The 25486-nt window shown below is 70.2% G+C and carries 24 protein-coding genes and 1 tRNA gene; 16 read left to right on the top strand and 9 right to left on the bottom strand.

Annotated elements, in window-relative coordinates; genetic code table 11:
• The first annotated feature begins 52 nt into the window (after positions 1 to 52).
• Positions 53 to 463 (top strand): VOC family protein, encoded by a 411-nt coding sequence (locus AMYBE_RS0132035; protein WP_020663482.1) that lies wholly within the window; start codon positions 53 to 55, stop codon positions 461 to 463.
• A gap of 116 nt (positions 464 to 579) precedes the next feature.
• Here AMYBE_RS0132035 and AMYBE_RS0132030 read toward each other — a convergent pair whose 3' ends face one another.
• Genes AMYBE_RS0132030 through AMYBE_RS0132015 form a run of 4 tightly spaced genes read right to left on the bottom strand, consistent with a single transcriptional unit; the run spans position 580 to position 3891 of the window.
• Positions 580 to 963, bottom strand: a complete 384-nt coding sequence (locus tag AMYBE_RS0132030) for a hypothetical protein (RefSeq protein ID WP_020663481.1) — start codon at positions 961 to 963, stop codon at positions 580 to 582.
• A gap of 34 nt (positions 964 to 997) precedes the next feature.
• Entirely contained in the window at positions 998 to 1891 is an 894-nt protein-coding gene (locus tag AMYBE_RS0132025) for a VOC family protein (RefSeq protein ID WP_020663480.1), read from the bottom strand.
• Positions 1884 to 2408, bottom strand: a complete 525-nt coding sequence (locus AMYBE_RS0132020; protein WP_027928219.1) for an RNA polymerase sigma factor — start codon at positions 2406 to 2408, stop codon at positions 1884 to 1886. Before AMYBE_RS0132020 ends, AMYBE_RS0132025 begins: the two co-directional genes overlap by 8 nt.
• Before the next feature lie 46 nt (positions 2409 to 2454).
• On the bottom strand, positions 2455 to 3891 hold the full coding sequence (locus AMYBE_RS0132015) for an MFS transporter (RefSeq protein WP_020663478.1): 1437 nt from the start codon (positions 3889 to 3891) through the stop codon (positions 2455 to 2457).
• A 103-nt stretch (positions 3892 to 3994) separates the two neighbouring features.
• On the opposite strand from AMYBE_RS0132015, the gene AMYBE_RS0132010 reads away from it, so the two are divergent.
• Genes AMYBE_RS0132010 through AMYBE_RS0132000 form a run of 3 tightly spaced genes read left to right on the top strand, consistent with a single transcriptional unit; the run spans position 3995 to position 6695 of the window.
• Positions 3995 to 4840 carry a helix-turn-helix transcriptional regulator gene (locus AMYBE_RS0132010; RefSeq protein ID WP_020663477.1) on the top strand — a complete coding sequence of 282 codons (846 nt, stop codon included), beginning with the start codon at positions 3995 to 3997 and terminating at the stop codon, positions 4838 to 4840.
• 59 nt (positions 4841 to 4899) lie between these two features.
• Complete coding sequence (locus tag AMYBE_RS0132005; protein ID WP_020663476.1) at positions 4900 to 6021, top strand: sensor histidine kinase; 1122 nt, start codon at positions 4900 to 4902, stop codon at positions 6019 to 6021.
• Positions 6018 to 6695 carry a response regulator gene (locus AMYBE_RS0132000; protein ID WP_020663475.1) on the top strand — a complete coding sequence of 226 codons (678 nt, stop codon included), beginning with the start codon at positions 6018 to 6020 and terminating at the stop codon, positions 6693 to 6695. Before AMYBE_RS0132005 ends, AMYBE_RS0132000 begins: the two co-directional genes overlap by 4 nt.
• 80 nt (positions 6696 to 6775) lie before the next feature.
• On the opposite strand, the gene AMYBE_RS0131995 is transcribed toward AMYBE_RS0132000, so the two are convergent.
• The 4 genes from AMYBE_RS0131995 to AMYBE_RS0131980 form a co-directional block, all read right to left on the bottom strand.
• Positions 6776 to 8428 carry an acyltransferase family protein gene (locus AMYBE_RS0131995; protein ID WP_020663474.1) on the bottom strand — a complete coding sequence of 551 codons (1653 nt, stop codon included), beginning with the start codon at positions 8426 to 8428 and terminating at the stop codon, positions 6776 to 6778.
• A 129-nt stretch (positions 8429 to 8557) separates the two neighbouring features.
• On the bottom strand, positions 8558 to 12232 hold the full coding sequence (locus tag AMYBE_RS0131990) for an FkbM family methyltransferase (RefSeq protein WP_020663473.1): 3675 nt from the start codon (positions 12230 to 12232) through the stop codon (positions 8558 to 8560).
• On the bottom strand, positions 12225 to 13394 hold the full coding sequence (locus tag AMYBE_RS0131985; protein WP_020663472.1) for a hypothetical protein: 1170 nt from the start codon (positions 13392 to 13394) through the stop codon (positions 12225 to 12227). Before AMYBE_RS0131985 ends, AMYBE_RS0131990 begins: the two co-directional genes overlap by 8 nt.
• Before the next feature lie 131 nt (positions 13395 to 13525).
• Entirely contained in the window at positions 13526 to 14410 is an 885-nt protein-coding gene (locus AMYBE_RS0131980; protein ID WP_020663471.1) for a hypothetical protein, read from the bottom strand.
• Positions 14411 to 14525: 115 nt separating this feature from the next.
• On the opposite strand from AMYBE_RS0131980, the gene AMYBE_RS45530 reads away from it, so the two are divergent.
• The 5 genes from AMYBE_RS45530 (at position 14526) to AMYBE_RS0131955 (ending at position 17954) form a co-directional block, all read left to right on the top strand.
• Complete coding sequence (locus AMYBE_RS45530) at positions 14526 to 14978, top strand: hypothetical protein (RefSeq protein ID WP_169515279.1); 453 nt, start codon at positions 14526 to 14528, stop codon at positions 14976 to 14978.
• A gap of 469 nt (positions 14979 to 15447) precedes the next feature.
• Complete coding sequence (locus AMYBE_RS0131970) at positions 15448 to 15939, top strand: hypothetical protein (RefSeq protein WP_020663469.1); 492 nt, start codon at positions 15448 to 15450, stop codon at positions 15937 to 15939.
• A 238-nt stretch (positions 15940 to 16177) separates the two neighbouring features.
• A complete protein-coding gene (locus tag AMYBE_RS0131965) occupies positions 16178 to 16798 on the top strand; it encodes a hypothetical protein (RefSeq protein ID WP_020663468.1) in 621 nt (206 codons plus the stop codon).
• Between the two features lie 217 nt (positions 16799 to 17015).
• Complete coding sequence (locus AMYBE_RS0131960) at positions 17016 to 17525, top strand: DUF2716 domain-containing protein (RefSeq protein WP_020663467.1); 510 nt, start codon at positions 17016 to 17018, stop codon at positions 17523 to 17525.
• A 27-nt stretch (positions 17526 to 17552) separates the two neighbouring features.
• Positions 17553 to 17954 (top strand): Imm7 family immunity protein, encoded by a 402-nt coding sequence (locus tag AMYBE_RS0131955; RefSeq protein ID WP_020663466.1) that lies wholly within the window; start codon positions 17553 to 17555, stop codon positions 17952 to 17954.
• A gap of 222 nt (positions 17955 to 18176) precedes the next feature.
• On the opposite strand, the gene AMYBE_RS0131950 is transcribed toward AMYBE_RS0131955, so the two are convergent.
• Positions 18177 to 18249: transfer RNA gene (locus AMYBE_RS0131950), tRNA-Gly, on the bottom strand.
• 211 nt (positions 18250 to 18460) lie between these two features.
• Here AMYBE_RS0131950 and AMYBE_RS0131945 point away from each other — a divergent pair.
• The 7 genes from AMYBE_RS0131945 to AMYBE_RS0131915 all read left to right on the top strand — a co-directional run bounded on the left by AMYBE_RS0131945 (position 18461) and on the right by AMYBE_RS0131915 (position 25453).
• A complete protein-coding gene (locus tag AMYBE_RS0131945) occupies positions 18461 to 20074 on the top strand; it encodes a zf-HC2 domain-containing protein (protein WP_020663465.1) in 1614 nt (537 codons plus the stop codon).
• A 69-nt stretch (positions 20075 to 20143) separates the two neighbouring features.
• Positions 20144 to 20584, top strand: a complete 441-nt coding sequence (locus AMYBE_RS0131940) for a hypothetical protein (RefSeq protein ID WP_020663464.1) — start codon at positions 20144 to 20146, stop codon at positions 20582 to 20584.
• A 38-nt stretch (positions 20585 to 20622) separates the two neighbouring features.
• Entirely contained in the window at positions 20623 to 21483 is an 861-nt protein-coding gene (locus AMYBE_RS0131935; protein ID WP_020663463.1) for an Fpg/Nei family DNA glycosylase, read from the top strand.
• 322 nt (positions 21484 to 21805) lie between these two features.
• Positions 21806 to 23116 (top strand): sensor histidine kinase, encoded by a 1311-nt coding sequence (locus AMYBE_RS0131930; RefSeq protein ID WP_020663462.1) that lies wholly within the window; start codon positions 21806 to 21808, stop codon positions 23114 to 23116.
• An 18-nt stretch (positions 23117 to 23134) separates the two neighbouring features.
• Positions 23135 to 23983, top strand: coding sequence for a S49 family peptidase (locus AMYBE_RS0131925; protein ID WP_020663461.1), 849 nt, complete (start codon positions 23135 to 23137; stop codon positions 23981 to 23983).
• 117 nt (positions 23984 to 24100) lie between these two features.
• Positions 24101 to 24934, top strand: coding sequence for a LytR/AlgR family response regulator transcription factor (locus AMYBE_RS0131920; RefSeq protein ID WP_034287434.1), 834 nt, complete (start codon positions 24101 to 24103; stop codon positions 24932 to 24934).
• A gap of 6 nt (positions 24935 to 24940) precedes the next feature.
• Positions 24941 to 25453: a hypothetical protein gene (locus tag AMYBE_RS0131915; RefSeq protein ID WP_020663459.1), complete on the top strand. Its 513-nt coding sequence runs from the start codon at positions 24941 to 24943 to the stop codon at positions 25451 to 25453.
• Positions 25454 to 25486 lie beyond the last annotated feature (33 nt).

Raw genomic sequence — 25486 nt, 5'->3', positions numbered from 1 at the left:
CCGGCTGGGTGAGGCATGGAGGTGCTGGGATGCCTTCTGGAGGCATTGCTTCGTGTCCATTTCTCTTGAACTGAACCATCTGATCGTCCCGTCCCGGGACAACCGGGAATCCGCCGAATTCTTCGCGCACCTGCTGGGATTTGAGATCGGCGTCGAATGGGGGCCGTTCGTACCGGTCGAGACCGGCAACGGCGTGCGGCTCGACTTCGCCACCATCCCGGACGAGGATCGCAGGCTGCAGCACTACTGTTTCCTCATCCCCGAGGTCGATTTCGACGCGTTTTTCGCGCGGCTGAAGGAAACCGGGATCGCTTACCACGCCGGCCCGGGCGGGCAGGGCCCTGGCGAGATCAACCACAACCACGGCGGCCGCGGCGTGTACTTCCTCGATCCCGGCGGCAACGGCATCGAGGTCATCACGCAGCCGTACGAGCCGGAGCGCAAGCGGCCAGCCAGCTGGTAATTCCCCGGTAGGCAAAGGTCCGTGAAGGGCCCCTTCCGGGAATCCAAGTCCGTGAGGGGCCCCTTCCGGGAATCCAAGTCCCTCAAGGGGCCCTTCACGGACACCGGCCGGCGGGGTCAGCGCGGCAGCGAAGCCCACCCGCCGCCGGTCGCGAGCAGCGTCCGCACACTTTCCGCGTGCTCGGTGAAGGCGGCCAGGTCCGCGTGCAGCAGCGCGGCGCGTTCGGCGTCGAGTGGATCCGAGTCGTCGCGCCAGAGCTTCATCGTCCAGCTGGTGGCGAGGAACATCGAGCGCACCAGACCGGCGACCGCGGAATCCGGTTCGTCGTAGCCGGCCAGGATCTCGTCGCAGGCCGCACAGCAGCGTTCGATGCCGCGTACCGCTTCCGCCGGCGTGCCGTCCCAGTCCGGACTCGGCCGGGCACACGAGTCCAGCGCGAGCCAGAGCTGCCAACCGGCGGTCAGCTCGGCATCGTCCCGGGGTGTCCAGTGCGCGCCCATCTCCCGAGTGTGCGCCCGCCCGCGCGGTTTGCCGTCACGCTCGTGGTTGTTCCCACAGCCAGAACTCGATGCCCTGGTCATCGGCACAATCCGCAGTACGGCCGTACGGTTGGTTCTCCACCTCGCCAGCCCGGCCGCCTTGGGCGCGCACCCGGCCGAGCGCTGCTTCGAGGTCGTCGACGGCGAACATCAGCTTCCAGCCGACCTGCAGCTGCGGTCCGCCCCACAGCCCGCCGGGCAGGCCGTCGCCCTCGATCCGCCAGCCGGTCGGCACGCTGCCGGGCGAGAACTGCCAGCCGAGCACCGCGCCGTAGAACGTCTTGGCGCGGATCTCGTCGGGCACTTGGAAGGTGAAGTACCCGGCCTCGCCGTGCCGGTACGTGCGCTCCTCGGCCTCCGTCGTTCGCGGCGCGGCCTGCGAGACGAGCCAGCGCTGTCCGAACGGGTCGCGCAGGGTGCCGGCCAGCCCGTGCCCGCGGTCTTCGACCGGGAGCACCTCTTCGCCGCCCAGCTCGACCCCGCGCCGCATCGCGCGGTGCGGGTCGGCGACCTCGACCCGGATCAGCGGACCGCCTTCGGGGGCGACGACGTTGCCCAGCTCAGGGAATTCCTCGGCCAGCATCAGCACGCTGTCGCCGATCGCCAGTTCGGCGTGCCCGATGCGGCCGTCGTCCATCACGATCGGCTCCGCCCGGCGCTGGGCGGCGAAGACCTCGACGTAGAAATCGAGCGCGGCGCGGGCGTCGCGCACCACCAGGTACGGCGTGAGCGAGCCCAGTTTCGCCTGCTGAGGCGCGGTTTCAGTGGCAGTCATGTCCGCTCCGTTCAGAATCAGGCGACGGAGGTCGTCCCGCAGCTGGTCGGCGAAGGCCGGTTCGGGATCGACCGGCGTCGAGGGCAGCGCGAGCGCGTCGAACGGTTCAGGCATCGCTTCCCTCCTTCCCCTGGTAGCCGCGGCGGAACGCGGTCTTGGCCCGCGTCAGCAACGCCTCGGTCGCGTGGACTGTCCGGCCGAGGTGCGCGGCGACCTCGCGCACCGGAAGGCCGTCGACGTACCGCAAGGTGAGCACCGCTTGATGCGGGACCGCCAGCGAACCGAGCACCTGCCGCGCACGCAGGGCGTCGAGCTGTTCGTCCCAGGGATCCTCGACGTCGTCTTCGGCGTCGTGCACCAGCCGTAGTCCGCGCTGCTCCCGTTCGATCCGCCGCCAGTGGTCAGCCAGCTTGTGCCGGGCCACCCCGATCAGCCACGGCGTGCTCACCGGCGGCGCGTGCTCCTTGCGGCAAGCGGCGACCGCGCCGAGGAACGTCTCCGAAGTCAGTTCCTCGGCCAGCACGCGGTCGCCGCACCTCGCGAGCAGGTACCCGTAGACCTCCGGCAGGGCCTTCTCGTAGAGGCCCAGCAGCGCGAAGGCCGGGTCTGGCTGCACCCGAGGTTCCGTCACATTCTCATCGTCGTCCGGGAGCGCGGTTTTCCGTCGGGTGAATTCCTCAGCGCGGGTCTGGCAGCTTCCGCGCCAGCCCGGCAACCGCCAGCGCGAGCACCGCCAGCAAACCGATGACCAGCACGAACGCCCCCCGGTAGCCGAGTGACCCGGGCCCGCTCAGACCTGCGAACAGGCTGCCGAGCACCGCGACGCCCAAGGCCAGCGACGTCTGCTGGGTCGTGGTGAGCACGCCGCCGCCCGCACCGGCGAGATCGGCGGGAACCCGGGACAGCACCACCCGGAACAGCGTGCTCATCGCGAGCCCGTTGCCGATGCCGATCAGCACCATCGCCGGGGCCAGCTGCCAGATCGACAAGTCCGGCCAGGACCGCAGCGCGGATCCGGCGAGCACGATCAGCCCGAGCGTCAGGATCAACGCGCCGACCGGCACCACCTTGCGGCCGAACCGCGCGACCAAGTGGCTGCTGGACAAGGAGGTGAGGAAGTACGCGAGCGCCATCGGCATCAGCGCGAGGCCGGCTTCGAGCGCGCTGAGGTGCAGGCCGGTTTGCAGCGTGACCGCGTAGACGAACATGAACGAGCCGAAGGAGCAGAAGAACGGCACCGCGACGGTCAGCCCGTGCCGCATGCTCGGCGTGCGGAGCAAGGTCGGCGGCAGCAACGGCGTGCGGCCCGCCGATTCCAGGCGGCGTTCGACGCGGGCGAACGCGTAGGTCGCGAACGGGAACACGACCAGCAGCGCGATCGTCCACCATGGCCAGCCGAGCGCCCGGCCCTCCATGATCGGGATCAGCAGGGACAACAGGGAGACCGCGAGCAGCACGGTGCCCAACCGGTCGATGCCGAGCGGATTGCTCGCCCGGCTGTCCGGCACCGTGCGGCGCGCGATCAGCAGGCCGAAGAGGCCGATCGGCACGTTGACCAGGAAGATCGGCCGCCAGCTCAGGCCCCACAGGTCGGCGGACACCAGCACGCCGCCGAGCAGCTGGCCGATCACGGTGGCGATGCCGCCGGTCGCGCCGTACAGGCCGATCGCGCGGGACCGGCGTTCGCCGGAGGTGCCGGCCTGGATGATCGAAAGCACTTGCGGCAGCAGCATCGCCGAAGCCGCGCCCTGCGCCGCGCGGGCGAGGACCAGCGTCCCGGCGTCCGGAGCGACGCCGCAGGCCAGCGAGGTGAGGGTGAACAGGGCAAGGCCGAGCAGGAACAGCCGCCGCCGTCCGAACGTGTCGCCGAGCCGTCCGCCAAGTACGAGGAGCACCGCGTACGCGATGCCGTAGCCGGCGACGACGAGTTCGAGCGTCGCGGCGGACGCGTGCAGGTCGGTGTCGATGGTGGGCAGGGCGACGTTGACGATGAAGAAGTCGATGATCGGCAGCGCCGCTCCCAGCAGCACCGTGATCAGGCCCGCGGCGGTGAACCGGGCCGGTGCCCCGACAACGGCGGTAGCCGGTGCCGAGGCGGTGGTGGTAGTCGTCATGAGTACTACGTTCCGCCGGGCAAAACCCTGGTACCAGGTGTGGCTCTATCCTGGTACTCCGAGTACCTGGTAACAGGGTGCGCGAAGTGGTTACCTGGTATTCGTGACCACTGCCCTCGAAGACCGCCTCCGGCGCACCGAACTCGGCGAGTTCCTCCGCAACCGGCGCGCGCGAATCACGCCCGAGCAGGTCGGCCTGCCGGTCGGCGGACGGCGGCGCACGCCGGGGCTGCGCCGCGAGGAGGTCGCGCAGCTCGCCGGGGTGGGCGTCACCTGGTACACGTGGCTCGAACAGGGCCGCGACATCAACGCATCCGAGCAGGTGCTCAGCGCGATCTCCCGCACGCTCCGGCTCGATCCGCACGAGCATGTGCACCTGTTCACCCTGGCCGGCGCACCGGAGCCGATGACCGAGCAGAAGGCGTGCGCGGTGATCACCCCATCGCTGCAAGACACGCTGGTCCAGCTCGAGCCGTTCCCGGCCGCGGTCCGCAACGCCCGCTACGACGTGCTCGGCTACAACGCCGGCTACGACTGGCTGATGGGCGGCGTCGACCGGATCCCGTTCGAGGACCGCAACACGCTCGTGCAGGTCCTGCTCAATCCGGAGTGGAAGAAGCGGATGCTCGACTGGGACCAGAACGTGAGCCGGCTGGTCTCCGCGTTCCGCGCCGCGATGGCCGAGCACATGGCGGAACCGGCGTGGAAATCGCTGGTCAAGCGGCTGCAGGCGGAATCGCCGTGCTTCGAGGAGCTGTGGCGCCGGCACGACGTGAACTCGGAGCTGTCGCCGACCAAGCGTTATCTGCACCCGGAAGTCGGGCTGCTGACGTTCAACTTCACCTACCTGTACCTCGGTCGTCGCTCGGAGACCCGGCTGTCGGTCTACACCCCGGCGAACCCGGAGACAGCGGAGAAACTTCAAGCGGCTGTACCGCGCAACGCGTAGCCGGATTTCGCGCTCCACGACGGACGCGGCCACCGGTCATTCCCGGTAGTTTTCGCACCATGCACTACTGGTGGCGAGCCCACAACCCGTGGTTCGGACGCGTGTTCCGCACCATCGTGGTGCTCGCCTTCGTGCTCGGCGGCTCCAGCGCGTCCGGCCGGTGGCAGCACTTCGCGCACCCGCTCAGCCCGCTCGGCGCGGCCTGGCTCGCCGCCACCGTGCTGCTCCTGCTGCTCGTCCACCGCTATCCGCTGCCGTTGTTCGTGCTGACCGCCGCGTCCGCGTACGCCTACTACCTGTCGTCCGAACCCGGCGGCCCGGTCGTCGTCGTTCCGACCATCGCGCTGTTCGTCCTGACGAAGCAGAAGGGGCCGGTGGTCGCCGGGAGCACGGGGTCAGTCGTGCTCGCCGGTGCGTACCTGATCCACGTGGTCGTCGCGCAAACGTTTGCCATCGACGCCTGGGCGCTGTTCGCGGTGGTCTGGATGGTCGCGGTGATCGGCATCGCGACCGCGTTCCGGTTCCAGTTCGCGGCGGTCGCGGCGCGGCGCGAGCAGGCCGCCGAGCACCGGCACCGGATGGCCGAGCAGGAGCGGCTGCGCATCGCCCGCGAGGTGCACGACGTCGTCGCGCACAGCCTCGCCATGATCAACGTCCAAGCCGGCGTCGCCGCGCACGTCGCGGATCGCAGGCCGGAGCAGGCGAAAGAGGCGCTGCTGAACATCAAGGCGGCCAGTGCGTCCGCGCTCAACGACTTGCGCGCGACGCTCGCGGTCCTTCGATCCGGCGAGAACCGGGCCCCCGCGCCGAGCCTTGCTCAGATCGGCGAACTGCTCGACCACGCGCGAACCGCCGGGCTGGAGGTGGAGCTGCACGGCGAACCAGGCGAGCTGCCCGCCCCGGTGGGCGGCGCGGCGTACCGGATCCTGCAGGAGTCGCTGACCAACGTCGTCCGGCACGCCGACGGCGCTCAGCGCGTGGAGGTCCGGTTCGAGCGGACGCCGGGCAGGCTGGTCCTGACCGTCCGCGACGACGGCCGCGGCACCGTCCAGCCGACGCCCGGCCACGGCCTGCGCGGGATGCGGGAACGGGCGACGGCACTCGGCGGCACCGTTGAAGCGAGCCTGACCGGACAGGGTTTCGAAGTGCGGGCGGAACTGCCCGTGGAGGGGGAGAAATGACCATCCGCGTGGTACTGGCCGATGACCAGGCACTGGTCCGGGCCGGTTTCCGGGTACTGCTCGAAACCGAGGAGGGATTCGAGGTGGCCGGCGAAGCCAGCGACGGCGAGCAGGCGGTCGCGCAGGCGGTCGAGCACCGGCCGGACATCGTCGTGATGGACATCCGGATGCCCGGCACCGACGGACTCGAAGCCACTCGCCGAATCACCTCGCATCCCGATCTCGGCGGGGTGAAAGTGCTGGTCCTGACCACCTTCGACGTCGACGAGTACGTCTACGAAGCGCTCCGGGCGGGAGCCAGTGGCTTCCTGCTCAAGGACACCGAACCGGTCGAACTCCTGCACGCGCTGCGCGTCGTCGCGGCCGGGGAGGCGCTGCTCGCGCCGACCGTCACCCGCAGGCTGATCGCCGAGATCGTCGGCCGCCCGGAACACCGCCGGATCGACACGTCGGCGGTGCGGGAGGTGACCGAACGCGAACGCGAGGTGCTGGCGCTGGTCGCGGGCGGGCTGTCGAACGACGAAATCGCCGAGCACCTGGTGATTTCTGCGGCGACCGCGCGTACGCACGTCAGCCGCATTATGACCAAGATCGGTGCCCGTGACCGGGCGCAGCTGGTGGTGCTCGCCTACGAATCCGGTCTGGTCACGCCGCGCCGGCCTTCGCACGGCTGAGCTAATCCGGCGGTGTGACTTACGCCGTGTCGGTGAACGTCGTCCCACCCTCGCACGCCCTATAGGCAGAGCATCACCACTCAGCGAGGGGTGGGGCGAAAGGAGTTCCCGTGGCGTGGGAAATCGTCGTAGTCGCCACGCTGGCCCTGGTTTTCCTGGTCCGGCTGGTTGCGCAGCTCCGGCGGAGCTGACGGCCGCCGCGGCGGCATCGGCCGGCGCGCGGGCGGTTCCGCGATCCGGTCCGCCCCCGCCTCGGGCAGCGGCCGCGCGCGGTGCGAACCGCCCGCCGCTCGGGTGATCGCGGTCCGCTCGCTGCGCGTCGCCCCGCCCCCCGGCGGAGGCGGCGGCAATTGGCCACCGCGCGGCATCCGGCCGTTGCCGCCAGTGCCAGTGCCAGTGCCGCCCGGCACCGGCTGCGGCCGCGGCGCAGGCCGACGAGGCGGCCGCGAATCGACCCGGACCACCGGGATCTCGATGGTGTCCTCGACGTCGCGCACCGGCGGCACCGGGGCCACCACCTGGGTCTTCTCCGCCTCGGCTGGCTCCGCCGGCTTCGCCGACGCGGGCGGCGTGGCCGGAGGGTTCGCGGGCTTGCTCCCGGACGGCTTCCGAGACAGCCGCCGCGCCAGCGCGTGACTCGGCCGCTCCACGTACCGGTAGCTCACCTCGACCACCCCGAACACCGCCGGGATCACGATCAGCAGCGCGAGCGGCAACGGCACCGCTGGGCGCAGCAGCTGCAGCAGCACGAACGTGACCAGCATGTGCAGCAGGTAGATCGAGTAGCTGCGCTCGGACAGCATGGTCCAGACCTTGCGCTGCTTCAGCCGGTCCTCGGCGAACATTCCCATGAAGAAGCACACGACCGCGAACGCCAGCGCCAGGTTGTACGAGTTGTCGACCCGCCCGACGCCGATGATGTCCGCCAGCACGTACAGCGACCAGGCGCAGGCCCCGAAGAGCGCGCCGGTCCACAGCGGAATCTTCTTCGCGGTGGTCGCCCAGATGACCTGGCCGATCAGCATCGACGGCAGGTAGGAAACGTTCACCGCGAACAGGAACCAGGTCGCGCCCAGCTGGTGCATGCTCATCAGCACGACGAAAATGAAGGTGAGCTCGACCGCGATCGCCAGCCACACCGACCGCCTCAGCAGCGGCAGGATCGCCATCAGCAGCAGGTAGAACAGGACCTCGACGATCATCGTCCAGGCCACCGGCACCAGCACCACCTGCGGGGTGATCAGGTAGTTCGCCAGCGTCGTGTTGGTCAGCACGGTGAGCGGGTTCAGCGTCTGCGGCTGTCCGGTGGACGGCGGGTGCAGGTTCACCAGCAGCAGCACCACGGTGAGCAGCACGACGAACATCATCGGCGCGTACACCCGGATGAACCGGTTGAGGGCGAACCGGCCGGCCCCCTGGCGCAGCGCGATCGGGGTCACCACGAACCCGCTGACCAGGAAGAAGAACGGCACGGCGATCTGCCCGATGCCCTGCTTCGACATGTGCATCGGGTTGGTGGTGAGGGCCTCGATGAAGTCGACGTACGGTGCTTTGTCGTTCTTCGCGTAGATCCACGGATGCACGATGTGGCTGTAGAACACCAGCAGAGCGCCGAGTCCGCGGCCGATGTCGATGAAGACGATGCGGGTTTTCTTAGCCGGCGCCGGAGCTTCGGCCGCCGGCGCGGGGGCCTTGGCAGGCGCGGCGGAATGCTGTTCGGCCAGCGCGCTCACCCCCGTCTATCGCCCCGGACAACTTCGACAGAGTAGCGCTTGGAGCGGTGGTCCCGGGTCAGCTCCCCGGAGTTGTCGGCCAGCGCACACCCGGTGCCCCGACCACTGGTCGGGGCACCGGGCAGCAGGTCAGGGGGCCAGCCAGAGCGTGACGAATTCCTTCGTGTCCGCCTTCGCCGCGGCGATGACGGCGGCGTCGTCGCGGATCTCGTCGCCGGGCCCGGCGTCGGTGACGATCTTCACCGTGTAGCCGAGGTCGCGGTATTCGGCGAGCACCGCGGCCGGGCTGTCGCCCAGTTCGGTGATCGCGCCCGGGTCGAACTCGCAGACGACGTGCGGCCGGTCGCGGCGCAGCACCTCGGAGAGACCGGCCAGCGCCCGGTGGTCACGGCCCTGCAGGTCCACCTTCACCAGGCCGATCCGTTGCTCGGTCACCGCCGGCACGGAGTCCAGCCGCACCGCCGGGACCTCCACGCCGGAACCGTCGAGGGTGACCCGGTTGTCGCCGCTGTTGCCGGGAGTCGCCTGCGCCAGGTGCACGGTGCCGGACTCGTTCCACGCGGCCGACTCGACCACGGTGACCAGTTCGGCACCCGCCGCGGACAGATTGACCTCGACATTGCGGCGGAGGTAGGCGGCGTTGACCGGGTCGGCCTCGACCGCGATCACCCGGCTTACCCCGGACGCCGACCGCAGCAGCCGCAACGTGTGGTAGCCGACGTGCGCGCCGACGTCGAGGAACGCCCCGTCGGCCAGCGTCGCCATCAGCTTGGCCTCGCTGTCCTCCCAGGTCTGGTTGTACTCGATCCAGGGCAGCATGACCTCGTCGACCGGCATCAGCAGCGCGCCGACGTCGCACGGAACCACCTCGGCCCCGCGCGGCACCGGAGCGTGCCGGAGCCGCGCCGCCTTCTGCGCCGCGTCGGCTTCGACGATGATCCGCTGGATGGCTTCCTCGTCGGAGTCGAGGCGCTCGTCGCGGGCGGCGAACATCTCGTGCACCTTCGCCCCGGCCGTTTCGATCTCCGCGCCGACGCCGGCGTAGCCCTCGGTCAGCTTCGCTACGTCCGCTTCGAGATTGCGCAGCGCCAGACCGGTTTCCGGGGTCTTGCGGCGGATCTCGTTGACCGAGCCGCGCAGCTCTTCGAGCCGCTCGGCGAGGGTACGGGTGGCCACCGCGGACCGGCGCGATTCGTCGAGCCGGTCCTCCAGGCTTTCGATCCGGTCCAGCAGCCGCCGGTTGCTTTCCTCGGTGGCCGCGAGCAGGGCGCCCATCACGGTGCGCTGGTGCACGTCGTAATGGTCGATCGCGCGCAGCACGGCCTTGCGCAGCGCGGGTGCGAGCGGCAGCCGGGACGGGGCACCCGCCTCCGGCCGCCAGCGCAGTGCCTCGGTGGCCTGATTCAGCGGGCTGAGCGGGTGTTCCGGCGGCGGGACGGCGGCGCGCTGGCGCTCCTGCCACGTCTCGTACGCCTGCTCCAGCTGGTTCCGCATCCACTCGGCTGCGGTCTCCATCGACCGCTCGCGCAGGATGTACTCCCGTGCGCGCTTGCCCCGAGCCTCGGCCTCGGCCGGGTCGTCGGCGATCTGGCGCATCGCGGCCGCGGCCGCGTTCACGTCGGGATCCGCCCACACCGCCTCGGCGTGGTACGGCTCGTTCCCCTTGCCGACCGGCACCATCCGATACGGGATCGGCCAGCCGGTGGACTCGTCCAGGAACTCCGTGGTGCTCGAGTAGTCCGTGGAGATCACCGGCATCGCACGCGCCATCGCCTCGGCGACGGTGAGGCCGAAACCCTCGCTGCGGTGCAGCGACACGTACGCGGTGCTGGTCTCGTACAGCTCGTGCAGTTCGGCGACGCTCAGGTAGTGCTCGAGCATCTCGATCCGGTCGTCGCCGCTGATCATGGCGCGCAGCTGCTCGGCCCGCTGCGGGTGATCGACCGCGTTGATCGTCTTGATGGTCAGCCGGACATCGTCGCGACCGGGGAAAGCCTGCTGGAACGCCTCGACGACGCCCCACGGGTTTTTCCGGTCGGCGACGCTGTAGAAGTCGAAGGCGAACAGGAAGCGCACCGGGTCGCCGGTCTTGCGGGCAGGCCGCGCCGGCTCGCCCGGGTCGCGCACCGGCACCGGGATGGTCTTGACCGGGATGGTCGAGTGCGCGGCGAAGGCGGTGCGGCAGAAGTCGCTGACCGTCCAGACCTCGTCCAGCATCCCGAACGCTTCGTGCTGGCCCCGCGGGAAGTCCTCGAGTTCCCAGGCCCACAGCCCGATCCGGTACCGGCCGGCCCCCACCTCGGGGTGGTTGGTGAGGATCGTGCGGGTCTGGTCGGCGTTCACCGCGAGGACGCTGACCGGGAACTTCGGCTCGCTGACCGTGTCCGGCCGGTCCAGCCCGGTGCGGTTCCAGACCGCCTCTTCCTCCAGCACCGACGCGACCGGGACGTCCGCCTTCTCGATCGCCTCCAGGACGATCCGGCCCATCTCGCCGATGCCCAGCTCGGCGGTGAGGTAGCCGAGCAGGTTGACGCCGAACTCGTCCGCCGGCGCCTCGATCGCGGCCGGTTCGACCGGCAGCGCCCACTCGGGCAGCCCGACCTCGGCCACGCCGGAGGTGAGGCACCACCGCCGGAAGCTCTCGGCGTCCTCGCCGTGCGGATGCGGGAACGCGATCTGCAGGTCGGTGCGCGACGCCCAGATCGCGTGCGTCAGCCGGTTCAGCCCGGCCGAAGCCTGCGCGCGGTCCTCGGGCCGGGCCAGCCACTCCCAGAGCGCCCGTCCGCCGTCGTCGCCGTAGGCGTGCGGCGGCAGCGGCTTCTTCTTGAGCTCGGCCTTGATCCAGCCGTCGCGGAAGACCCGCCGGGCCAGGTTCGGCACCGGCGTGCCGTCGCGGAAGTCCTTGAAGCCGTAGGGAATCGAGTCGAGCGATTCGGCGTAGCCCGCTTCGCGCAGCTTCTTGCCGTACGCGTCGCAGGTGGCTCGCAGTTCGGCGCTCTGCGACATCAGCACCCGCGGCTTGCGCACGCAGTGCAGGCTCAACAGCCACGGCTTCTCCGGCCGGTAGCCGCTGAAGTGGAAGAAACGCAGTTTCTCGCCGCCCGCGGTGAGCGTGCCGTCGTCGGCGCGGCCGACCGGGCGCTCGTGCAGGTTCCAGTACGCGACGTTGAAGCCGGGGTCGGTGAGCACCGTGTGCCGGAACAGCGCAGGCACCTGGTCGACCCACCGCTGGTCGGTGAACAGCTGCTTCTCGGGCGCCACGATCGCGTCCTGGCGCAGCCGGCCTGCCCAGAAGTCGAGGAACGGCTTCGCGCCCTGCCCGACGCCGATGAAGCCGAGGTTGAACATGCCGCTGCCCATGATCGCCGCGTCGCTCGGCTCAAGGCCGTCCTTCGGCAGCGGGTTGAGCATGTGCGGGGTGAGCACGATTCCGTGCTCGGCGGCCAGCACCGCGACCTCGGGGATCGGCGCGAACAGCTCGATGTCCGGGTCCAGGTACATCGCGGTCGGGGAGTCCGCGAGCAGCTCCCGCAGCAGGTACGGCTTGGCCGCGGTGGCCAGTTCGGTCACCGAGTAGGCGGTGGCCATCCGCAGGTACTCGTCCTCGTCGATGCCGAACGCGGCCGGACCGACGATCTCCGCACCGGATTCGTCGCGGTGCTTCTCGTCGCGCGGCGCGTCGATCACCGCGATGACGAACCGCCCGCCCGGGTGCTGGGCCAGGTAGGACCTGGCGAGCACCCGCGCGGCGGGCAGGTAGTTGCGGGCGACGATCGTGCAGGTGGCGATATCCGGCTCAGACATCGGCGGGCGCAACGGCGAGCTGCTGGTTCAGAGCTGCGGTGGCGTCCGACTTCAGCGAGGCCGCGGCCGGGCCGGTCACCTCGACCCGGACGATGACGTTGCCGTGGGCGTAGTGGGCGCGCTCCTGGCCGGCGTTGCCGTTCTTCGGGTCGATCGAAGTCGCGTACACGCCGTTCGGGGCGGAGGCGTTGCGGGTGGCGCCGTTGGTGATCTGGATCTTCATCAGCTTGTCGGCACCGGTCTTCGCCGCCACCGGGCTGCTCGCCTGGGTCAGCAGCACGATGATGGTGTTGCCGTTCTGCAGCCGGTACACGACGATCTTGGCCTTGCTCGCACCCGCGGTCTGGTAGGCCGCCAGCTCGTCCGAGTTCAGGTAGTTCAGGCCGTTGACCTGGGCGAACGTCGTGATGTCGGCGTGGTTCTCCGCCTTGCCGGGCATGGTCGCGACCGCCAGCGGGTCGGCCGGCTTCGGCGCGGACGACGAGCCCTGCGGCTGCTGCGCGGTGGACTGCTGCGGGCCGGCGCTGCTGCCGGTGTCGCGGCCCCAGAGCAGGTAGGCGCCGAACGCGATGCCGGCCAGCACGATCACCGCAGCGACGATCGCGCCGATCTTCATGCCGTTGCTCTTCTTCGGCTTCTCCGCGAAGAACTCCGGGCCCTGCTGGAAGGAGTCGCCGCCGGGCGGGCCGAGCGGCGGGAGGTCGCCGCCGCCCCACGGCGGGGTCTGGTCGCCCTCCGGGGCGTTCCACGGCTGCTGCTGCGGGAAGCCGCCTGCCGGCGACGCGGGTTGCTGGAACCCGCCGGGCGGGGAGTAGTGCGTCTGCTGGTGCTGCTGCGGCTGCACGACCTGGGTGCGCTCCGGGCCGGCGTCGGCGCCCGGCTGCTGGGTCTGCCAGCTCTGCACGACCTGGGTGCGCTCGGCGCCGCCGTCCGCGGGCGGCGGCTGCGGGGCCGGCTGCTGCGGCATTCCGCCGGGCGGGCTGACCGGGGCGATCACCTGGGTCGAATCCGCGCTCGGGCCCGGCTGCTGCGGGGCGGGCTGATCCTGCTGGCCGACGGCCGAGGACAGCACCTGATCACGCCGAATGCGGTAATCGTCCGCGGACAGCCGCCCGGAAGCGAGCTCCTCGTCCAGCCGGCGCAGCTCCTCCTGCCAGGACACCAGGCCCCCCCTTATCTGTCGGCATGGCGACACTCGATGCGTCACCGCAACTCAGGTGTGTGACGACGTGGACATTGTGCACGGCCACGACCCCGTGTGACCTGCCGGGTCGCCTTGCGCGCCGGGTTTGTTCAGCCAGCGGGCAGGGCGGCGGCGACCTTCGCCCGGATCTGTTCCATCCGTGCCTTCAGCGCCGCCGGATCCTGGTTCACCGGGCCCGAGACGCCGATGCCGATCGACACCGCACCCGAGGTGTACCAGAAGGCCAGCACGCGTCCGGCCGGGCTGCTGCCGGTGTAGAGCAGATCGGCGGCGGAGGGGCCGAACGGGCTGCTCGCGAACCCGCCGGTGCCCAGGTTCTGCCGCAGGCCCTTGACCAGTTCTCCGGCCTGTTGCTTGGACGGAGTCGGCACGGCGAGCAGCGTCGTGCCGCCGTCGGCCGAGCCGTACGCGTGGTAGACGAGCTGGTCCGCGCCCGCCGCGCGCATCAGGTTCGCGTCGGCGTCGGAGACGGCCTTGAGCTGGACGGCCTTGTCCAGCGCCAGCGTCGAGTTGTTCGGGTTCGGCGTGCCGGGCAGCGCCGGCAGCTTGTCTTCGAGCGAAGCGGGCTGGGTGTTCGGCGCGGACGACGCGGCAGGCGGAGGCGTCGCCGCGGTGGTGTTCTCGTCTTTGTTGCCGATGAACCAGATGACACCGACGACCAGCGCCAGCACGACCAGCACGGCGAGCGACAAGAACAGCCAGGTCGGCTTCGAACCGCGCGGCTTGGCTCCCTCGTCGTAGAGCCGGCGCGTCGCGGGCTGCCCGTCGCTCGTGATCGCGCCGAAGACCGCGGTGGGCCTGTCGTCGGCCGGGCTGGGCGCGGTGGTTGGCCGGTCGGTGACGAACGGGCTGCCCGGGGTGTGCGAGAAGGCAGGCTGGGCTGGGGGCTTCGCGGCGTCGGACGTCGCGGCTGGTGCCGCTGGCGCCGCGGAGGCAAGGAACGCCTCGACAGCGGGAGGCTCGGACGGCGGCATGGCCGGATTTGTGCTGGCCCAACCGACGGGGGGCTGGCTCGGCTGCGCGGGTGCGGGCTGGCCAGGGGTCTGCTGGCCAGGGGTCTGCCATTGGACGGGCGGAACCCCGGCCCAAGTGCCCGGTTGCGGTGCCGGTGCCGGCTGGTGCTGCTGGTACGGCGAGGACTGCGCGGTTTGCGGCGGTGCCGGAGCGGTCGAGGGGGCCGGAGGAACAGCTGGGGCGGCGAAGCCGCTGGCCGGGCTCGCTGGCGCAGCCGGGGCATCGGCGGCAGGACTGGCTGAGGCAGCGGTGGTGGCGGCGGGGTTCGGCGGGCTGGCCGACGGCGCGGTGGTCGTGGCCGGGGCGGCTGGGCCTGCGAAACCAGTGGCAGCGGTCACGGTCGGTCCAGTAGTGCTGCTCGAAGCGCTATCGGTCACCGCTGGGCTGGTGGCGCTGTTCGGCGCGCTGAAGCTGCCCGCGGCTGCGGAGGAGGAGGCTGGGCTCGCGTCAGTTGCTGCGAAGCTATCCGCGCCTGCCGTTCCGGAAGCCGGAGCAGCCGGTGCGGTGCCGAAGGCCGCGGACGAGTAGTCGGTCCCGGTGGTTCCCTGTGCCGCGAAGCTGCTCAGCGGGGTAGCACCGGTCGGTGCCGCCGAAGGCACAGCCTGCCCAGTCGACGTGGCGGTCGACGCGGCCTGTGGTTCCGGAGCCGACCAGATGGGCGTCGCGCTCGCCGACGCGTCCTGGCGCAACGGCGACGCCAGCGGAGAAGCCGCCCCGCCGCCCGACGCCTCGGCGAGCAGTTCGTCGCGCTGGCGGCGGTGGTCGGCATGGCTCAGGCGGCCCGCCGCGAGTTCCGCGTCCAGGCGCCGGAGCTCTTCCTGCCAGCTCATCCCGCAACCCCCTGTCACCGTTTCGGGCGATAGTGTTCCACGCGACCGTCGCTCTTGGGGCTCAGGTGCGGAAGATCAGCCGAGATCTGCCCTGATCAGCACTCCGCGCCGGGAACGCCGCCCGCTCGTTCCGGACCAGGATGCCGTCCGGTCCGTACGATCGAGCTATGTCTTCCGCGCGCAGCGCGCTCGCCGCCCTGGCCGTGGATCGGCTTGCCGGTCTCGACGTCACCGCTGCCGAGGTCGTGGCCGCCGCGGCGCGAGCGCTCGACGAGGGGATCGACGCGCCTTCGCTGGCCCGGCTCGCTGGTCTCGACCACCGGGACCAGCAGCTGCTCGTGGAGCTTTTCGTGCAGGTCGTGGCCGAACTCGGCATCGAGCTCCCGGCGGACGCGACCGCCGCCCAGTGGCAACTGCTGGGCGAACACCTCGGCGAGATGGTCCGCGGCGACGTCCCGCTGGCCGAAGCCGCGAAAACGGTCAAGGCCCTGGACGGACGGCTCGGCCGCCCGACCGCGCTGGTCGAGCTGCGGCAGTGGCTGGCGATGCTCGCGACCTGGATCCCGACCGATGTCACTCCGATCAGCTACTGCGAAGAGCAGGTCCTGCAACAGGCCCGCGCCATGCTGGCCGGGCCGTGGCCGCCGGTGGCCCGCTGACCGGCACGGCCGGGCAGAAGTCGCCGCGCAATTGGCCCGCCGACCGGCACCGCCCGGTCTGAATGGTCCAGCAGGGCACTTTCCTGCCCGTCTCCAGCCGCGTCCCGAGCGCCGCCGATCGTTTGCCCAGCCCCCGGACGCCAGGGTCGTCGCATCACCCGTTAGGACCCGAAAACTGTCGTACATATGTTCTAAAATTAGCCGTGTACTGGGGAAACCATCACCGGAAGGCGGCTCAATGACCACTCCCACGCCGGCTTACGTCACGCTGCCCACGTTCGTCGGGTACAGCGCGAGCAAGGGGCCGACGCGCTCGTCGTTCGTCCGCCGTCAGCGCCGGCTGTACGAGGACCCTTCGCGGGCGGCTTTCAACTACTACCGGCGGGCGGCCAACGCGGTCCGGTCCGGCCGGGCGGCGCGGCAGGACGAGGTCGCCATGCGCTCGCTCGTCCACGACGCCGATGAGCGGACCCGTCCGCATTACGCCGCGATCGCCGAGGGCTGGCTGCGCTACCTCGGCCGGCGCGATCCGAAGCTGCTGGAGGTCGGCCGGGCCCGGTTCGAACTCGGCGAACTGGAAATCGGCATCAGCCCGCAGCTCGGCCTGCGCACATCGAACGGCCGCCGTTTCGCGACCTGGCTGTACTTCAAGGAGGAGCCGCTCACCCGGGACGCCGCGCAGCTCGCGCTCTGGCTGCTCGCCGAGGGGATGCCGGATCTGCTGCCGGGCGGGGAAGCGCTGGTCGTCGACGTGCGCCGGGCGAAGGAGTTCACCTTGTCCGCGCGGAGCCGTGAGCGGCTGCGGCCGTGGGCGTTCAGCGAGGCTTCCGCCTTCATGACGCTGTGGCGCGCCGCATAGCGTCGCGGCGCATGATCCGTGGCGTCGCTGGGTAACTGCGGACCGGACCGGCAGCCCAGCTGGTCCGTCCGCAGCCACCCAGTCGAGTGACACCTCGTCCTCTGGCCGCAGCGGACTGGACATTCCTGCGCCTGGACACGAAGCTTTCGTCAGTTTCGAGCCGGTCCCGATTTCGAGGTCACGAGTGAACGCTGCTGCCTGGGAACCACTCTCGCGAGTGGCTGACGAACCCGCTTGGTACTGGGTGCACGACAAGCTGCGGTTCTGGCCGAGCACCTTCGCCCACGACTGGCCCGGCTTCCAGGAGCCGACCCCGTCCGTCGCGTGGGACCTTTCCACCGGCGACTACGACCGCGCGTCGACCGAATTCCGTCTCGGCCCCTACGCCGCGGACGAACACGACGTGGCCCGTTCCGTCCTCGCCGCCCTGCAGGAAACGACAGCGGAAGACGACTGGCTCTGGGTCCTGCACTGGCAGCACCAGTCGTACAAGTTCTGGCCGCACCGCATGTCGCCGGACGCGGCCTGGCCCGTTCCGGTCTTCCCGCGAGGCGACTACCACCTCTTCCTGGCTGCGGATTTCAGCTACGGCACCCTCGGCCATCCCTGGGAGCGCACCCTCTGCGTCTTCGGCGACAAACTGCTTCCCGCGGTGGAACGGCACGCGGACGGCATCCTCACCAACCCCCTGCGTCAGAACGGCAAGCCCTCCGCACTGAGCCGCTAGCGGGATCTCCTTGCTACCGTCTCGTTCGTGTTCGAATACCACGGCTGGGCCACCATCGCCGCCACCACGACCGGTGACGAGGACGCGGCCCTTCTGGACCGCCTGGTAGACCGCGTCCACCGCTCCCTGCGCGACACCGGCACCCTGGACCTGGTGGATCTGCGCTGGAGTGCCGGGCTGCCCATGCTCCACCTGGGCGGCCTGGACAAACACGGCACCACCATCGCCCCGCAGCTGCTGGCGACCTTCGAACGAGTAGCCGAACTGGCCCCCGGCTCCTATGGACTGCTGCACATCTGGGACGACCAAGACCCGGAACACGACAACGCCTTCCGCGTCTACAAAATGGCCCGTGGTCAGGTAACCCCGACCGAAGACCCGCACCTGTCGCCCATCGCGCCCACCGTCCTGGACACCTACGAACTGTAAAAAGGCACCGGCTGCCGACAGGGCCGTTGGGCAGGTCCGGAAGACTCAGCAAAACCCGACCGCCACGTACGGCCTGGTCGAAACCCGACCGCCACGTATGGCCTCGTCAAACCCCAACCGCCGGTTAAGGCACCGCGGGGGTCCGGGGGGCTCGGCCCCCCGGGAGAAATGGCGAAGGGTCGCGAGTCCGCGCTTTCTGCGGACACACGACCCTTCGACTTGAGCGGATGACGGGATTCGAACCCGCGACCCTCACCTTGGCAAGGTGATGCGCTACCAGCTGCGCTACATCCGCGTTAACCGCTTGGTGCTCGGTGTTGAAGACACTCTATACCGTCGGTTCGATGACACTTTCGGGGGCCCCGGTTTATGGCGCGGACCTGCGGTTAGCCGGTGCTTCCGCGTTACGCCGGGCGCACAAGGGGTGACGGGGGCCGCTCTGCTCCGTATGGTGTCCTCCATCGACTTCAGTGGTGAGTCCTTCGGGGGAGGAGGTGCCTTGCCGGATGACCGAGCTGGGCACGGCGCCGCCACCAGCGGCCTCGGAATCCGACGAGCAGGCACTTTTGAAGCGGCTGCGCGATGGCGAGGACGCCGCGTTCGGGGAATTGTTCGAGCTGCACGCCGCGGCGGTGCGCAGATTGGCGCAGAGCCTCGCGGCTGACCGGTCCGAAGCAGAAGACATCACCGCCGAGACGTTCTTCCGGGTACTGCAGGCGCTGCGCCGCGGTGCGGGTCCGCGCGACTACATCCGGGCTTATTTGCTGACGGTGGCGCGCCGGGTGTCGTGGGAATGGCACGGTGCGCGCCGTGATGTGCCGGTGACCGACGACGAACTGACTTTCCGGGCCGGGGCGGGCGCGGATACTCCGGCGCGGGCGGCTGAGCACACGTTGATCACGACGGCATTCACGAGTTTGCCGGAGCGGTGGCGGACCGTGTTGTGGCAGACCGAGGTCGAGGGCGAGCAGCCGGCGATGGTGGCGCCGCACTTCGGGTTGTCGGCGAATGCGACGGCGGCGTTGGCGCGGCGGGCTCGGCAGGGGCTGCGGGCGGCGTATCTGCAGGCGCATTTGTCCGTGAACCGGGGTCCGGAGACGTGCCGGGCGGTGGTGGAGAAGCTGGGCGGGTTCACCGCGGGCAGCGTCACCGGCGCGGAGGCGGAGCGGATCAAGGCGCATTTGCTGGGATGTCCGTCGTGCCGGGCGACGCAGGACGAGCTGCGGGACGTGTGTTCGTCGTTGCGGGCGCACGCCGGTGTGCTGGTGCTGGCGGTTCCGGCGCTGGCCGGGACGGCGAAGGCCGCCGGGATGGCTGCGACGGTGAAGAGTTTGCTGCTCGGCTCGAAGGTGAAGGTCGGGCTGGCGCTGGCGTCGACGGCGGCGGCCGGTGCGGTCAGCATCGCCGCCGGTCCGTTGGTGTTCGGCTCGCATCCGTCGGCGGATCTCGGGCTGGGCGGGGGTGCGCCGGAGCTGGCTTTGCAGCCGCCCGCGCCCCAGCCGCCCCCGGTGCGGCAGGGGCCGTTGTCGGTTTCCGGGGAGTTGCGCGGCAGCGCGCGTCCGGTGCGGACGCCGGGAACGGGTGCGGGTCAGCATCTCGGCGCGGCCGAGGTGCCGAATGTGCCGCCGGTGCAGCGGCCGGTGTTCTCACCGCACGAGCAGTCGAGCACCGGCGCGTCGTCGGGTTCGCCGCGGGACGACTTGCCGGGCACCGCCGGCGGGCGCTCGAACGCACCGATGACCAGCCGGTCGTCGACCACCGAGTCGCGGGCGGATGTCGACACCTCGACGCGGTCGACGAGCCCGAGCCTGCTGAGCACCACCACCAGCAGCAGCACCACCGACAGCAGCACCAGTGGAACCAGTACGACGGACCCGACGACGTCGACGTACGCGCCGCCGTCCTCGTCTTACGTCCCGTCGCCGGATTCGTATCTGCCGCCGTCGGTGACCACGACTCCGGCCGGGTCGCGGAACTCGGCAGTGGGCTCTTCGGACTCTTCGGACGGCTCGCGAGCCGGTTCCCCGTCCGGGGACGGCGTCACCAATTCGGCCGATTCCTCTTCGGGCACAGGTCGCTCAACAGCCAAAACCCGGCAGCCTGACAACTACTCTCGGTGATCACCTCGCGCTGGGCAGTGCGGTCACGGTAGCGTTGAGCGAGCTCGACGTCGCCCGGGAGGCAACAGGATGAACCGGCTGGTGCACGGCGAGGACGGCCGTGACTGGGTGGTCCGTGCCCAGATGGAATGGCGTGCGCCTGCCACGGCGGACGATTTCGAACACGATGTCGCAGGCAGTTACGGGCCTGGGATCGCGATGATCGTGGTCATCGCGGTGCTGGCGACCGCGCTGGTGCTGTGGACGCCGGACGCGGTGAAGGTGCCCGCGTGGGTCCTGCTGGCATTGCTGCTAGTGGTGTTGTTCTTCCCGCTGCGGTGGATTCTGCGCCGTCCGTGGACGGTCGTCGCCGAGACCCAGGGCGATGTCGCGGGCGACCGGCCGTCGGAGCGGTGGGTCGGCACGATCCGCGGCATGTTCACGGTGTCCGGCGAGGTGAAGCGGATCTCGAAGACGATCCAGAAGCATTCGCTGCCGGACTTCGACGGGCCGCTGCACCCGGTCGAATAGACCTGGCCGGAACCGCGCCAGCGCGCGAGACTGGTGCCATGCCTGAGCTGCCCGAGGTCGAAGCACTGGCCCATCACCTGCGCGAACACGCGGTCGGACGCACGGTTTTCCGGCTCGACGTCGCGTCGCTGAGCGTGCTGAAGACCGCGGTGCCGCCCTACACCGAGCTGCACGGCCGCGAAATCACCGACGCGACCCGGCATGGCAAGCACCTGGACGTCGTCCTGGGCGATCTGCACCTGGTGGTGCACCTGGCGCGGGCAGGCTGGCTGCGCTGGTCGGACGGGCTGGCCCCGGCCCCGCTGAAACCGGGCAAGGGCCCGATCTCACTGCGAGTGCACCTGGAATCGGCGTCCGGTCCGGGCTTCGATCTCACCGAAGCGGGCACGAAGAAGGGCCTGGCGGTGTGGATCGTCGCGGATCCGGCCGAGGTGGCCAGCGTCGCGCGGCTCGGCCCGGACGCGCTGGCGGTCGACGCTTCGCGGCTGCGGGAGCTGTTCGCCGGCAAGGGCACGCGGCTGAAATGGGCGTTGACGGACCAGTCGCTCATCGCGGGCATCGGCAACGCGTACTCGGACGAGATCATGCACCGCGCGAAGCTTTCGCCGTACGCGACGGTCGGGAAGCTGGACGAGGGCGCGCTGGAGACGCTGGCGGAAGCGATCCACGAGGTGGAGACGGACGCGGTGACGAGGTCGGTGGGGCAGAAAGCGGCCCGGCTGAAGGGGGAGAAGCGGTCTGGGCTGAAGGTGCACGCGCGGACCGGTCTGCCGTGCCCGGTCTGCGGGGACACCATCCGGGAGATCTCGTTCGCGGACAAATCGTTCCAGTACTGCCCGACCTGCCAGACCGGCGGGAAACCGCTGGCGGACCGCCGGATGTCACGGTTGCTGAAGTAGCCGGGCCGCCAGCTGTCGCGTGCCCGCTACCGCCGGTCAGCTCCGCCCGGCTCGCTGTCGCCAGCCCCAGCCCCAGCCGCGGTCGAAAGAACCCCTCATCCGCAGTAGCAAGCGATGAACGGTCCCTTCACTTCTCACCGCTGGTAGCCGTGAATGGTCCCTTCACTCCACTCCCCGGCGACCCACAGCCACCACCGCCACCCGAACGGCGCAAGATCCTCACACTCACCGGGAGTGACGGTAGGGTTTGCCCACCCTCGGTCGTCGCTAGTGGACAGAAAGTGGGGCGCAGACCTTGCACCCGGTCGGTCGAGCGCAGAGCATGGACGTCGTGTCCGACTTCCCCTACGCCCAGGTCATCCCGTGGGCCCTGGTCGGCGTCCTGGTCGTAGTGGTGCTGGTCCTCGCGTTTCGGGCGCGCCGGCCTAAAGGCGTCATCCAGGACGCCGTGCTGCAGGCCGTGCACCGGATGTCCAAGGCCACGCCGAATCTGCGGGCGGGGCTCGACGAGGAGGCCGCCAACCGGATGACGGCGGAGCTGCTCGAGGTGCTCGACTGTCTCGCGGTCGGGATCACGGACAGTGAAGGCACCTTGTTGTCCTGGGCGGGTGAGGCCACCGACCACTACCTGGACCTGGTCGAGGACGTCGGCACCGCGCTGCGCAAGCACCGCCGGGCCGTCGCCGACCACAACAAGATGCCGTGCAATCACCGCGGCACCTGCAAGATGAAGACCGCGGCGATCGTGCCGATCCTGGTCGAGGGCGAGGCCGAGGCCACGCTGATCGTGGTCGGGCGCACCCGCGGCAAGCTGGTGCAGATGGCCGAGGCGGTCGGCCAGTTCGTCTGCACCCAGTTCGAACTCGCGCGGCTCGAAGAGTCGCGGAACCAGTTGCAGCAAGCCGAAATCAAGGCGTTGCGCGCGCAGATCTCGCCGCACTTCGTGTACAACGCGCTCAACACGATCTCCGCGCTCATCCGGACCGATCCGGAGGAAGCGCGCGAGCTGCTGCAGGACTTCGCCGACTTCACCCGGTACTCGTTCCGCACCTCCGGCATGTACACCACGCTCGCCGAGGAACTGCGCAACATCGACTGCTACCTCACCATCGAGAACGCCCGTTTCGGCGGACGGCTCGAGGTGCGGATGAAGATCGCGCCCGAGGTTCTCAGCGTCGTGGTGCCGTTCCTGATCATCCAGCCGCTGGTGGAAAACGCCGTCAAGCACGGCCTGGCCAGCAAGCCGAGCGGCGGCTGCGTCACGGTCATCGCGCAGGACTACGGCCACGAGGCGGTGATCAGCGTCGAGGACGACGGCATCGGCATGGACCCGCGAGCGCTCACCGACCTGAAGAACGCGCACCGCACCGGCGCGCACGTCGGGCTCGGCAACATCAACCAGCGGATGCGCCAGGTGTTCGGTGAGGACTACGCGCTCACCGTGGACACCGCGCCGGGCGCCGGCATGAAGGTCACGCTGCGGGTGCCGAAGTTCAAGCTCGGCGTCCGGCCGAACATGCCGGACTACTCGGCGGACGTCCCGCGGCCGGAGCAGGAACCGGTCGCGCCGGCACCGGAGTCGGAACACGACGGAGTGCACGGCTCGCGCTCGGGAATGCTGCCCGCGTACTGAACTGGCTAGCCTGGGCAGATGAGCGTGACCGACAAGCTGACTGCCCGCCTGCCCGTGTTCGGCGACCACGGCGACCGCCACAAGGACGTGGTCGCCGTGGTGAAGCTGCACGGAGTGATCACGCCGTCCCCGTCGCCGCTGGCCAGGGGCGCGATCAACCTCGGAGCCATCGAGTCCGCGCTGACCAGGGCGTTCGGCCACGACCGGCTGAAGGCGGTCGCGCTGCAGATCAACTCGCCGGGCGGCGCGCCGACCCAGTCCGGCCTGGTCGCCGAGCGGATCCGGCAGCTGGCCGACGAGAAGGGCGTACCGGTGCTGGCGTTCGCCGAGGACGTCGCCGCGTCCGGCGGATACTGGCTGGCCTGCGCGGCGGACGAGATCTACGCGCACCGCACGTCGATGGTCGGCTCGATCGGCGTGATCAGCGGCGGGTTCGGGTTCACCGGGCTGCTCGAACGGTTCGGCGTCGAGCGCAGGCTGCACACCGCCGGGGCGAACAAGTCGCGGCTCGACCCGTTCAGCCCGGAAAAGCCCGAGGACGTCGAATGGCTGAAGAAGATGCACGGACAGCTGCACGAACTGTTCGTCGACTGGGTCACGCAGCGGCGCGGCGACCGGCTCGCCGATTCCGACGAGCTGTTCACCGGCGACGTCTGGCTCGGCCAGAAAGCGGTCGAGCTCGGCCTGGTCGACGGCGTGGGTTCGCTGCGCGAGATCGTCAAGAAGCGCTACCCGGACGCCGAGATTTCCGTGGCGGAGCCAAAGAAACCGCTGCTCGCGCGGCTCGGGCTGGGTGCCCCGGCGGCAGCCAGCGCGGTGCTCGACGCAGTCGCCGCGAAGGCCGCCTGGTCGCGGTTCGGCCTCTGAACCCGGGCGCGCCCGCTCACGAGCGGTGACTGGGTGCCCGGCTTCCGGTGCGCCGGATGACTCCGGCCGGGCCATGTCGCCGCCAAGGGCTGGACATTGCACCCCGCAATCGGCAGGATGCGTCTCACTGTGAGTGCTCACGACGACACCCGGAAGCTCATCGTCCTGGCAGTGGACGACGAGCTGCGCGGGCTGGACGAACTCAGCCACGGACTCCAGAACAACCCGCACGTGCACCGGGTTTTCCAGGCCTCGGACGCCTCGGACGCGCTGCGGCTGTTCTCCCACGACGACCCGGAGCTGGCGGGCCGGCGGGCGCGCGGCCTGCCGACGGTCGACGCCGTGTTCGCCGACATCGACATGCCCGGACTGTCCGGGATGGAGATGTCGCGGGTGATCGCGGCGATGAACCCGTCGCCGGTCCTGGTGTTCGTCACCGGCCACGCCGAGGAAGCGGTGAACGCCTTCGACCTCGGCGCGGTCGACTACGTGCTCAAGCCGTTCCAGCAGGACCGGCTCGACCGGTCGGTCGCGCGGGTCCGCGAAAAGCTCGCCTCGGCCGCCGGCCCGCCGCCCGGTCAGGGCGGCAGCGAACCGGTGAAGAACGACGACGAGGTCATCCCGGTCGAGCTGGCCGGCACCACGAAACTGATTCCACGCTCGTCGGTGCGCTGGGTGGAAGCGCAAGGCGACTACGCGCGGCTGTTCACCACCGAAGGCAGCCACCTGGTCCGGATCCCGCTCGCCCAGCTGGAAGAACGCTGGGAGAAGGCCGGTTTCGTGCGGATCCACCGGTCGTTCCTGGTCGCGCTGCCGCTGATCACCGAGATGCGGATGGGCCAGGGCGGCTACCAGGTCGTGATCGGCAACGAGGAAAAGGTGCTGCCGGTCAGCCGGCGGCACACCCGGGCGCTGAAGGACCGCATCGTCGGCTCCGGCCGAGGCGGCTAGCCGTCGATGCCCACCTCGTCCGAAGATCCATACCACCGGCTCGCGAACGGGGTCCGCAAACCGGACCCGACGCTGGGCGTGCGGCCGGAGGACCGCGCGGTGGTCGAACCGGTGCCAGCGGCGCCGGAATCCGCCCCGCGGTCGAGCGAGCCGGCGCACATCCGGCCGAAACGGGAACGCGTGGTGCTCGCCGATTCGCGGCAGTCGGCGAGCCGGATGCGCGGGCGGATCGAGCTCGAGGAACAGACCAGCTGGGGAAAACTGCTGGTCCGTGACCTGGTGAAGGTGCAGCTGCGCACCTCGGTGCTGCTGGCGGTGCTGGTCCTGGTCGTGCTGGGCGTGCTGCCCGCGGTGTTCTACTTCCTGCCTTCGGTCGCGCGGTTCACGGTGATCGGCATCCCGATCCCGTGGCTGGTGCTCGGCCTGGCGCCGTTCCCGTTCCTCTTCGCCGTCGGCCTCTGGTACAACCGGCTGTCCGAGCGGCATGAACGCGACTTCGTGGACATGATCGAGAACTGACCCGCGCGGGGGAGGGCCGCCCCGGTGGCGGCG

This window comes from Amycolatopsis benzoatilytica AK 16/65 (genome assembly GCF_000383915.1).
GTDB classification, from domain to species: Bacteria; Actinomycetota; Actinomycetes; order Mycobacteriales; family Pseudonocardiaceae; genus Amycolatopsis; species Amycolatopsis benzoatilytica.
This window is presented reverse-complemented; position numbering and strand designations above follow the sequence as displayed.

Bases quoted from the DNA above. Each gene is read 5' to 3' on its own strand.
- AMYBE_RS0131990 (WP_020663473.1), bottom strand. From the start codon at position 12,232: ATGTCTGAGCCGGATATCGCCACCTGCACGATCGTCGCCCGCAACTAC.
- AMYBE_RS0132030 (WP_020663481.1), bottom strand. From the start codon at position 963: ATGGGCGCGCACTGGACACCCCGGGACGATGCCGAGCTGACCGCCGGT.
- AMYBE_RS0131945 (WP_020663465.1), top strand. From the start codon at position 18,461: ATGACCGAGCTGGGCACGGCGCCGCCACCAGCGGCCTCGGAATCCGAC.
- AMYBE_RS0131980 (WP_020663471.1), bottom strand. From the start codon at position 14,410: ATGCCGCCGTCCGAGCCTCCCGCTGTCGAGGCGTTCCTTGCCTCCGCG.
- AMYBE_RS0131965 (WP_020663468.1), top strand. From the start codon at position 16,178: ATGACCACTCCCACGCCGGCTTACGTCACGCTGCCCACGTTCGTCGGG.
- AMYBE_RS0132015 (WP_020663478.1), bottom strand. From the start codon at position 3,891: ATGACGACTACCACCACCGCCTCGGCACCGGCTACCGCCGTTGTCGGG.
- AMYBE_RS0131970 (WP_020663469.1), top strand. From the start codon at position 15,448: ATGTCTTCCGCGCGCAGCGCGCTCGCCGCCCTGGCCGTGGATCGGCTT.
- AMYBE_RS0132000 (WP_020663475.1), top strand. From the start codon at position 6,018: ATGACCATCCGCGTGGTACTGGCCGATGACCAGGCACTGGTCCGGGCC.
- AMYBE_RS0131935 (WP_020663463.1), top strand. From the start codon at position 20,623: ATGCCTGAGCTGCCCGAGGTCGAAGCACTGGCCCATCACCTGCGCGAA.
- AMYBE_RS0131915 (WP_020663459.1), top strand. From the start codon at position 24,941: ATGCCCACCTCGTCCGAAGATCCATACCACCGGCTCGCGAACGGGGTC.
- AMYBE_RS0131920 (WP_034287434.1), top strand. From the start codon at position 24,101: ATGCGTCTCACTGTGAGTGCTCACGACGACACCCGGAAGCTCATCGTC.
- AMYBE_RS0131925 (WP_020663461.1), top strand. From the start codon at position 23,135: ATGAGCGTGACCGACAAGCTGACTGCCCGCCTGCCCGTGTTCGGCGAC.
- AMYBE_RS0132025 (WP_020663480.1), bottom strand. From the start codon at position 1,891: ATGCCTGAACCGTTCGACGCGCTCGCGCTGCCCTCGACGCCGGTCGAT.
- AMYBE_RS0131930 (WP_020663462.1), top strand. From the start codon at position 21,806: ATGGACGTCGTGTCCGACTTCCCCTACGCCCAGGTCATCCCGTGGGCC.
- AMYBE_RS0132005 (WP_020663476.1), top strand. From the start codon at position 4,900: ATGCACTACTGGTGGCGAGCCCACAACCCGTGGTTCGGACGCGTGTTC.
- AMYBE_RS0131940 (WP_020663464.1), top strand. From the start codon at position 20,144: ATGAACCGGCTGGTGCACGGCGAGGACGGCCGTGACTGGGTGGTCCGT.